The sequence below is a fragment of the uncultured Bacteroides sp. genome (assembly GCF_910586915.1).
Classification (GTDB): domain Bacteria; phylum Bacteroidota; class Bacteroidia; order Bacteroidales; family Bacteroidaceae; genus Bacteroides.
This window is the reverse complement of the sequence record NZ_CAJULN010000018.1, coordinates 47714-55664: the sequence shown is the minus strand read 5'-3', so window position 1 is coordinate 55664 and position 7951 is coordinate 47714. Positions and strand designations below refer to the sequence as shown.

Here is a 7951-nt window from a genome sequence, read left to right as displayed (position 1 = left end):
ACCTTCAACGACCGCGAGTGGGGATACGGCGACTCCGACCCCAACACCTTCAACCCCACCCGGCTGGATTGCGAGCAGTGGGTGCAGACGTTTGTAAAATCGGGCCTGAAAGGTGTCATCCTCACCGCCAAGCACCACGACGGTTTCTGCCTGTGGCCTACCCATCTGACCGAATACTGCATCCGCAACACGCCTTACAAAGAGGGCAAGGGCGACATTGTTCGCGAACTGTCGGACGCTTGCAAAAAGTACGGCATCAAGTTTGCCGTTTATCTGTCGCCCTGGGACAGACACCAAGCCAACTACGGTACTCCCGAATACGTGGATTACTTCTATAGTCAACTCCACGAACTGCTCACCAACTACGGAGACGTCTTTGAAATCTGGTTCGACGGCGCCAACGGCGGCGACGGTTGGTATGGCGGCAGCAAAGAGACCCGTACCATCGACCGCAAAAACTACTACAACTATCCACGCGCCTATAAGATGATAGACGACCTCCAGCCGCAAGCCGTCATCTTCTCCGACGGAGGTCCCGGCTGCCGTTGGGTAGGCAATGAGAAGGGATTTGCGGGAGCCACCAACTGGTCTTTCCTCCGCGCCGGAGAAGTGCACCCGGGCTACGAGAAGTACCGGGAATTGCAATACGGTCATGCCGACGGCAATCAGTGGGTAGCTGCCGAATGCGATGTTTCCATCCGTCCGGGATGGTTCTACCACCCCGAAGAAGACGGCCGCGTGAAGACAGTAGAACAACTGACCGACCTCTACTACCGCAGCGTAGGACATAACGCCACACTGTTGCTCAACTTCCCTGTCGACCGCAACGGACTGATTCATCCTACCGACTCTGCCAACGCTGTCAATTTCTACCAAAACGTACAAAAACAATTGGCACACAACCTGTTGGCAGGCGTCTCTCCGAAAGCATCGGACGAACGCGGCGCTACGTTTCCTGCAAAAGCCGTAACCGACGGCGATTACGACACTTATTGGGCTACCAATGACGAAGTAACCTCTGCCACTATCGAATTCGGCTTGCCTCAACCCGAGAAGATAAACCGCATGATGTTGCAAGAATACATCCCTCTCGGACAGCGTGTAAAATCGTTCGTTGTGGAATACAACCACAAGGACGAATGGTTCCCCGTGAAGCTCAACGAAGAGACCACCACCATCGGCTACAAACGTCTCTTACGTTTTGAGACAATCACCGCCGACAAGATTCGTGTCCGCTTCACCGACTCACGCGCTTGTCTCTGCATCAACAACATCGAAGCCTACTATGCCGGCGAAACGTCTGACAAATACACCACCAAAGCGGGAGAACTGAAAAGCTATCCCTACACGCTTGCGGGAACCGACACCGAAGAGGCGCAGAAATGTATGGACAAGAACGACCAAACTACTTGTTTCATCAACGGAAATACTGTATTGATTGACTTGGGCGAAGAGCGTACCGTGACTTCATTCCACTATCTCCCCGACCAAAGCGAATATAATAAAGGGGTAATCGCTGCCTACGAAATTGCTGTCGGCACGGATAGCAATGCTGTCAATCGGATAGTAGCGAAAGATGAATTCTCCAATATAAAGAACAACCCGATTCTTCAATCCGTCTACTTCACACCGGTCAAAGCCCGGTATATTCAACTGAAGGCAACGCGGATGATAGAGGAGGGAACACCGATGGGATTTGCTGAAATCGGAATCCAGTAAAGTTTATAATGATTATCCGCTATTTTCCCTCTCCATAGGAGCAATTTGCAGGAAATATAGCTCCTGCTTTCACCGCATATATGTCCTACTTGCAGCATCTATATGCGCTACGTCCAGCATCTATATGTCCTGTACGCAGTACATATAGATGCTGTAACAATCTGATTATTAACCTATAAAAAGCATGAAAGAACCGTACTTTTCAAACACCTTTTAGTCTGAATATAAGGAAAGAAGGAATCGTGCTATCAAAGAACAATTAAACCGAAGAAGAAATAAATGAACTACTGCCCAAAGTAACTGATTTTATTGAAACCACTCCTATCCCAACATCCTAAGCCCCCATAAAACATTCCTCTTTTGCTCAAAAACCTTAAACCTGTGCATTTTTTACCCCGTTTTCTTGTCAGAACCAAGTGTTTGCTTAATTTTGCAGGCTGATAGTTAACCGGATAGTTTGAATAGCAAGAGATTACTACTTGACTACTGGCTGCTAACTTGTAGAAATACTAATACTAAATTTAATAGCATGAGTTTGAAAATTGTTGTATTGGCAAAACAAGTTCCCGACACACGCAACGTTGGGAAAGATGCCATGAAAGCCGACGGTACAATCAACCGTGCGGCACTTCCCGCCATCTTCAACCCCGAAGACCTGAATGCCCTTGAGCAAGCACTTCGACTGAAAGATGCCCATCCAGGCTCTACCGTAACCATCCTGACAATGGGACCGGGACGCGCAGCCGACATTATTCGTGAAGGACTTTTTCGCGGTGCGGACAACGGTTATCTGCTGACCGACCGCGCTTTTGCCGGAGCCGACACACTGGCTACCTCCTACGCACTTGCCACCGCCATCCGTAAAATCGGAGATTACGATATCATCATCGGCGGGCGCCAGGCTATCGACGGAGACACGGCACAGGTAGGTCCGCAGGTAGCAGAAAAATTAGGATTGACACAAATCACATATGCAGAAGAAATCCTGGAAGTGGGAGAAGGCAAAATCAAAGTGAAACGCCACATCGACGGTGGCGTGGAAACCGTAGAAGGCCCGCTGCCCATCGTGATTACCGTCAACGGCTCGGCAGCTCCCTGCCGCCCGCGCAACGCGAAGCTGGTTCAAAAATACAAACACGCCAAAACGGTCACCGAAAAACAGCAAGGCAACCTTGACTATACCGACCTGTACGACAAGCGTGAGTATCTGAATCTGAAAGAATGGAGCGTGGCGGATGTCAATGGAGACCTCGCACAATGCGGTCTGTCAGGCTCGCCGACCAAAGTGAAAGCCATCCAGAACATCGTGTTCCAGGCTAAAGAGAGCAAAACCATCACCGGTAGCGACCGCGACGTGGAAGACCTGATTGTTGAACTGTTAGCTAATCACACTATTGGATAAAACTAATCATATGAATAACTTATTTGTATATTGCGAAATAGAAGAAGGAAACGTTGCAGATGTCAGCCTTGAACTTCTGACCAAAGGTCGTTCGTTAGCCAATCAGTTGAACTGCCAGCTCGAAGCTGTAGTTGCCGGCACAGACCTCAAAGAGATTGAAAAACAAATTCTTCCTTACGGCGTAGACAGACTGCACGTCTTCGACGGCGAAGGACTTTATCCTTATACGTCACTCCCCCACACTTCGATTCTTGTGAATCTCTTCAAGGAAGAGCAGCCGCAAATCTGCCTGATGGGAGCCACCGTCATCGGACGCGACCTCGGACCGCGCGTCTCTTCCGCCTTGACCAGCGGACTGACCGCCGACTGTACCTCACTGGAAATAGGCGACCACGAAGACAAAAAAGAAGGAAAGACATACAAGAACCTGTTATATCAGATTCGTCCCGCCTTCGGCGGTAACATCGTGGCCACGATTGTAAACCCCGAACATCGTCCGCAGATGGCAACCGTGCGTGAAGGTGTGATGAAGAAAGAAATCCTCTCTCCTACTTACCAGGGAGAAGTGATTCGTCACGACGTGAAGAAATATGTAGCCGACACGGACTATGTGGTGAAAGTAATCGAACGCCACGTAGAAAAGGCTAAGAACAACCTGAAAGGTTCTCCGATTGTGGTAGCCGGCGGTTACGGCGTAGGCTCGAAGGAAAACTTCGACCTGTTGTTCGACCTTGCCAAAGAACTCCACGCGGAAGTAGGTGCCAGCCGTGCAGCCGTTGACGCAGGTTTCGCAGACCACGACCGTCAAATCGGGCAGACAGGCGTAACCGTCCGTCCGAAACTCTATATCGCCTGCGGTATCTCCGGACAAATACAGCATATCGCCGGTATGCAGGAAAGTGGTATCATCATCTCCATCAACAACGACCCGGATGCTCCCATCAACACGATTGCCGATTACGTAATCAACGGAACCATCGAAGAAGTCGTGCCGAAGATGATAAAGTATTATAAACAAAATAGCAAGTAAGGAAAGATGGCTAATTATTATACAGACATACCGGAACTCAAGTTTCACTTGAACAATCCGATGATGAAACGTATCTGCGAACTGAAAGAACGCAACTACAGAGATAAAGATGAATTCGACTATGCGCCCCTCGACTTTGAAGATGCGATAGACTCTTACGACAAAGTGCTGGAGATTACCGGAGAAATCACCGGGGAAATCATTGCCCCCAATGCAGAAGGCGTGGACGAGGAAGGCCCGCACTGCGCCAACGGACGTGTAGAATATGCATCGGGCACGAAAGCCAACCTCGATGCGATGGTAAAAGCAGGACTGAACGGTATGACCATGCCGCGCAAATTCGGCGGTCTGAACTTCCCGATTACTCCCTACACCATGTGCGCCGAAATCGTTGCCGCCGCCGATGCAGGCTTTGGCAATATCTGGTCGCTGCAAGACTGTATCGAAACACTGTACGAATTCGGCAACGAAGACCAGCACAGCCGTTTCATCCCCCGCATCTGCCAGGGCGAAACCATGTCGATGGACTTGACAGAACCCGACGCCGGCTCCGACTTGCAATCCGTTATGCTGAAAGCTACTTACAGCGAAAAAGAGGGTTGCTGGCTACTCAACGGTGTGAAGCGCTTTATCACGAACGGCGACGCCGATATCCACCTCGTGCTGGCACGGTCGGAAGAGGGAACAAGAGACGGACGTGGTTTATCTATGTTCATCTATGACAAGCGCCAGGGCGGTGTCAACGTGCGTCGTATCGAAAACAAACTTGGTATCCACGGTTCGCCTACCTGCGAGTTGGTGTACAAGAATGCCAAAGCCGAACTTTGCGGCGACCGCAAACTCGGTCTGATAAAATACGTAATGGCTCTGATGAACGGTGCCCGTTTAGGTATCGCCGCACAGTCGGTAGGTTTGAGCCAGGCGGCTTACAACGAAGGATTGGCTTATGCCAAAGACCGCAAGCAATTCGGAAAAGCGATTATCGAATTCCCGGCGGTATATGATATGTTGGCTATCATGAAAGGTAAGTTGGATGCGGGCCGCGCATTGCTGTACCAAACAGCCCGCTACGTAGACATCTACAAAGCATTGGACGACATCGCCCGCGAACGCAAACTTACTCCGGAAGAACGTCAGGAACAGAAGAAATATGCCAAGTTGGCCGACAGTTTCACTCCGCTTGCCAAAGGTATGAACTCCGAATATGCCAACCAGAATGCTTACGACTGTATTCAGATTCACGGCGGTTCGGGCTTTATGATGGAATATGCCTGCCAGCGCATCTACCGCGACGCACGCATCACCAGCATCTACGAAGGAACTACCCAGTTGCAGACCGTAGCTGCTATCCGATACGTGACGAACGGTTCTTACCTCGCCACTATCCGCGAGTTTGAAACCGTGCCCTGCTCGCCCGAAATGGAACCGTTGATGTCGCGCCTGAAAAAGATGGCAGACAAGTTTGAAGCAAGCACCAACGCCGTCAAAGAGACGCAAGACCAGGAGTTGCTTGACTTCACAGCCCGCCGGTTGATGGAGATGGCTGCCGACATCATCATGTGCCACTTACTGATTCAAGACACTGCCAAAGCTCCCGAACTGTTTGCCAAATCCGCACACGTATATCTGAATTATGCGGAAGCGGAAGTAGAAAAACATTCAAACTTTATCGAGAACTTCGACAAAGAAAGCCTGGCTTTCTACAGAAAATAACAGATATTTCATACAATCGGATGGTGCGTGCGACACCACCCGATTGTTTTTTTTCACATACCCTTATCTCTCCCTTTGAAAATGGCAGAAAATCTATCCATCCATACAGGAAACAAAGAAGACAAATATCGCGAATTACTCCCCCAGTTGTATGCTTTAGTAAGCACGGAAACGGATTTCATAGCCAATCTCGCCAATACGGCAGCCGCCTTGAAACAGACTTTCGGTTTCTTCTGGGTGGGTTTCTATCTGGTAAAAGCGGACGAACTTGTGTTGGGTCCCTTTCAAGGGCCTATCGCCTGCACCCGTATCCGCCACAGCAGAGGAGTCTGCGGCACGGCCTGGAAAGAAGCCCGGACACTGATTGTAGCCGATGTGGAGCAGTTTCCCGGACACATCGCTTGTAGTTCGCTATCAAAATCGGAGATAGTGGTACCGATATACCAAGAGGGAAAAATCATCGGAGTACTGGACATCGACAGTGATACGTTGGAGAGTTTCGATGCGGTGGACGCACGTTACCTGGAAGAAATCTGCACTTACTTTCAACCGATGTAGACATTGACACAGAGATACACATACAGTTCTTCGTCGCACTGGTCGAATTCTATCTTATTCTCTTTGGAGAGCCACCCTAAAGCGGCACCTAATTCTTTGTCTTTCAGTCCGGATTTTCTTTTCAGAACTCCATAACCCCATTTTTCGTTGTTGCTGAGCAACTGCCAAACTTTGCCGGCATTCAAGCCGATTTCATGCTTATCCATTGTTTTATCATTATTAAATGAGTTATACCTTTGGGAGATTTCACTTAAAGAAAACAAAAACGGGCCGGATTTGTTTATCCAAATAGGACAAAAACGGAGGGAGAAAACACAAAAAAGCCCGGACTTTCGCAAGCCCGGACTTCCGTGTCCTTAAGAACTATAAAGAGAGATGCTTGTGGGAAACATTATTATGTAAGCATCTCTATTCCGTAATGCAGACACATACACGGTTCTCTTTCGGAGTAGCGAAAGGCTGTATAGTGTCGCCCTTAAAGTCAATGTTGATTCTGTCTGTTGCAATACCTTGCGATTTCAGTGCTTCCGCAACGTTGCGTGCCCTGGCTTCCGACAGTTTGAGATTAATCCTCGCATTGCCGGTATCTACATCGGCATATCCCGTCAGGTTGACTTTTGCCAAAGGATGTTTCTTCAAATATTCGGCCAAAGAAGCGATTTTCGCTTGCTGGTCGTTATTGATTAAAGCGGAATTGAGCGCAAAGAAGATGTTCTGCTGCATGGGGGCGGCGACAACTTCTTTCGCAGGTTGCGGCTGTTCCACCACTGGAGCGGGTTCCACGGGTTTGGCAACTTCGGCTGCCGTTACCGGCGGTTCCGGTTCGCTGTATGTAGAGAGCGGTGTTTTTTTGCTGCTCTTACCCAATCTGATGCTCAATCCTGCCAATGCATTGATTTGCCAGTCGCAATTACCAGCTTTCTTCGAATTAAACTTATCCGACAATACATTCGCATTTGCTTCTATATGAAAGGAAAGGCGGTCGTTCAGTCGCAGGTCTCCTCCCAATCCGAAACGTCCTGCCAACAATCTTTGAGAGCCTTGCCAAAGATATTCCAACTCATGTTTTCCCGTATTCAAGGAATTTGCTTCGTCATTGTCAAAGGCCTGGTTCAATCCGGCTCCCACAAAAAGAAAACCGTTAAATATCCGGTCGGGACGAAAACCGCAGCACAAAGAACTCAGGTCGACTGTCAAATCGGCGTTTCCTTGCAGGTATTTATATTGATAGTGTTGCTTGGGGGTCACCCACCCTCCTTTTGCCTGCCATCCGCTTCCGCCGATGCGCACGCCGAACACTGGAGAAAATTTATATCCCACGTTGACAGCCGCCGCCGGCGACAACAGATTCTTAAACGTGGTTTCTCCGACAGTATGCGCCACACCCGCCTGAGCCTGCACATACCAATGAGGATGAAAAACAATCTTGCCGGAATCGTTGCTCCGTGGTTCCTGCGCAAAAGCCGTTGCTACACCAAGCAGCGCGACAAGATTTACAAAAAGATGTTTCTTCATAAGTTTCAGCATTA

The 7951-nt window shown here is 49.3% G+C and carries 7 protein-coding genes; 5 read left to right on the top strand and 2 right to left on the bottom strand.

All coding sequences use genetic code 11. The annotated features are described in order from the left end of the window. The 5 genes from QZ331_RS08430 to QZ331_RS08410 all read left to right on the top strand — a co-directional run. A partial coding sequence (locus QZ331_RS08430) for an alpha-L-fucosidase (RefSeq protein WP_294629488.1) occupies positions 1-1719 on the top strand: 1719 nt, incomplete at its 5' end. A gap of 529 nt (positions 1720-2248) precedes the next feature. Beyond that, positions 2249-3121 (top strand): electron transfer flavoprotein subunit beta/FixA family protein, encoded by an 873-nt coding sequence (locus QZ331_RS08425; protein WP_294629487.1) that lies wholly within the window; start codon positions 2249-2251, stop codon positions 3119-3121. Between the two features lie 10 nt (positions 3122-3131). After that, the gene (locus QZ331_RS08420; protein WP_294629486.1) at positions 3132-4151 is read left to right on the top strand and encodes an electron transfer flavoprotein subunit alpha/FixB family protein; all 1020 of its coding nucleotides are present in this window, start codon (positions 3132-3134) and stop codon (positions 4149-4151) included. A gap of 6 nt (positions 4152-4157) precedes the next feature. Continuing rightward, entirely contained in the window at positions 4158-5864 is a 1707-nt protein-coding gene (locus tag QZ331_RS08415) for an acyl-CoA dehydrogenase family protein (protein WP_294629485.1), read from the top strand. Positions 5865-5945: 81 nt separating this feature from the next. After that, positions 5946-6422: a GAF domain-containing protein gene (locus tag QZ331_RS08410; RefSeq protein ID WP_294629484.1), complete on the top strand. Its 477-nt coding sequence runs from the start codon at positions 5946-5948 to the stop codon at positions 6420-6422. Here QZ331_RS08410 and QZ331_RS08405 read toward each other — a convergent pair. Both QZ331_RS08405 and QZ331_RS08400 read right to left on the bottom strand, forming a co-directional pair. Beyond that, complete coding sequence (locus tag QZ331_RS08405; RefSeq protein ID WP_294629483.1) at positions 6410-6628, bottom strand: winged helix-turn-helix domain-containing protein; 219 nt, start codon at positions 6626-6628, stop codon at positions 6410-6412. The two genes, QZ331_RS08410 and QZ331_RS08405, sit on opposite strands and share 13 nt — an antisense overlap. Positions 6629-6830: 202 nt before the next feature. Then, positions 6831-7937, bottom strand: a complete 1107-nt coding sequence (locus QZ331_RS08400; RefSeq protein ID WP_294629482.1) for an OmpA family protein — start codon at positions 7935-7937, stop codon at positions 6831-6833. Positions 7938-7951: the final 14 nt, after the last annotated feature.

Coding starts and splice junctions, on each gene's coding strand:
- QZ331_RS08415 (WP_294629485.1), top strand. CDS start 4,158: ATGGCTAATTATTATACAGACATACCGGAACTCAAGTTTCACTTGAAC.
- QZ331_RS08410 (WP_294629484.1), top strand. CDS start 5,946: ATGGCAGAAAATCTATCCATCCATACAGGAAACAAAGAAGACAAATAT.
- QZ331_RS08425 (WP_294629487.1), top strand. CDS start 2,249: ATGAGTTTGAAAATTGTTGTATTGGCAAAACAAGTTCCCGACACACGC.
- QZ331_RS08420 (WP_294629486.1), top strand. CDS start 3,132: ATGAATAACTTATTTGTATATTGCGAAATAGAAGAAGGAAACGTTGCA.
- QZ331_RS08400 (WP_294629482.1), bottom strand. CDS start 7,937: ATGAAGAAACATCTTTTTGTAAATCTTGTCGCGCTGCTTGGTGTAGCA.
- QZ331_RS08405 (WP_294629483.1), bottom strand. CDS start 6,628: ATGGATAAGCATGAAATCGGCTTGAATGCCGGCAAAGTTTGGCAGTTG.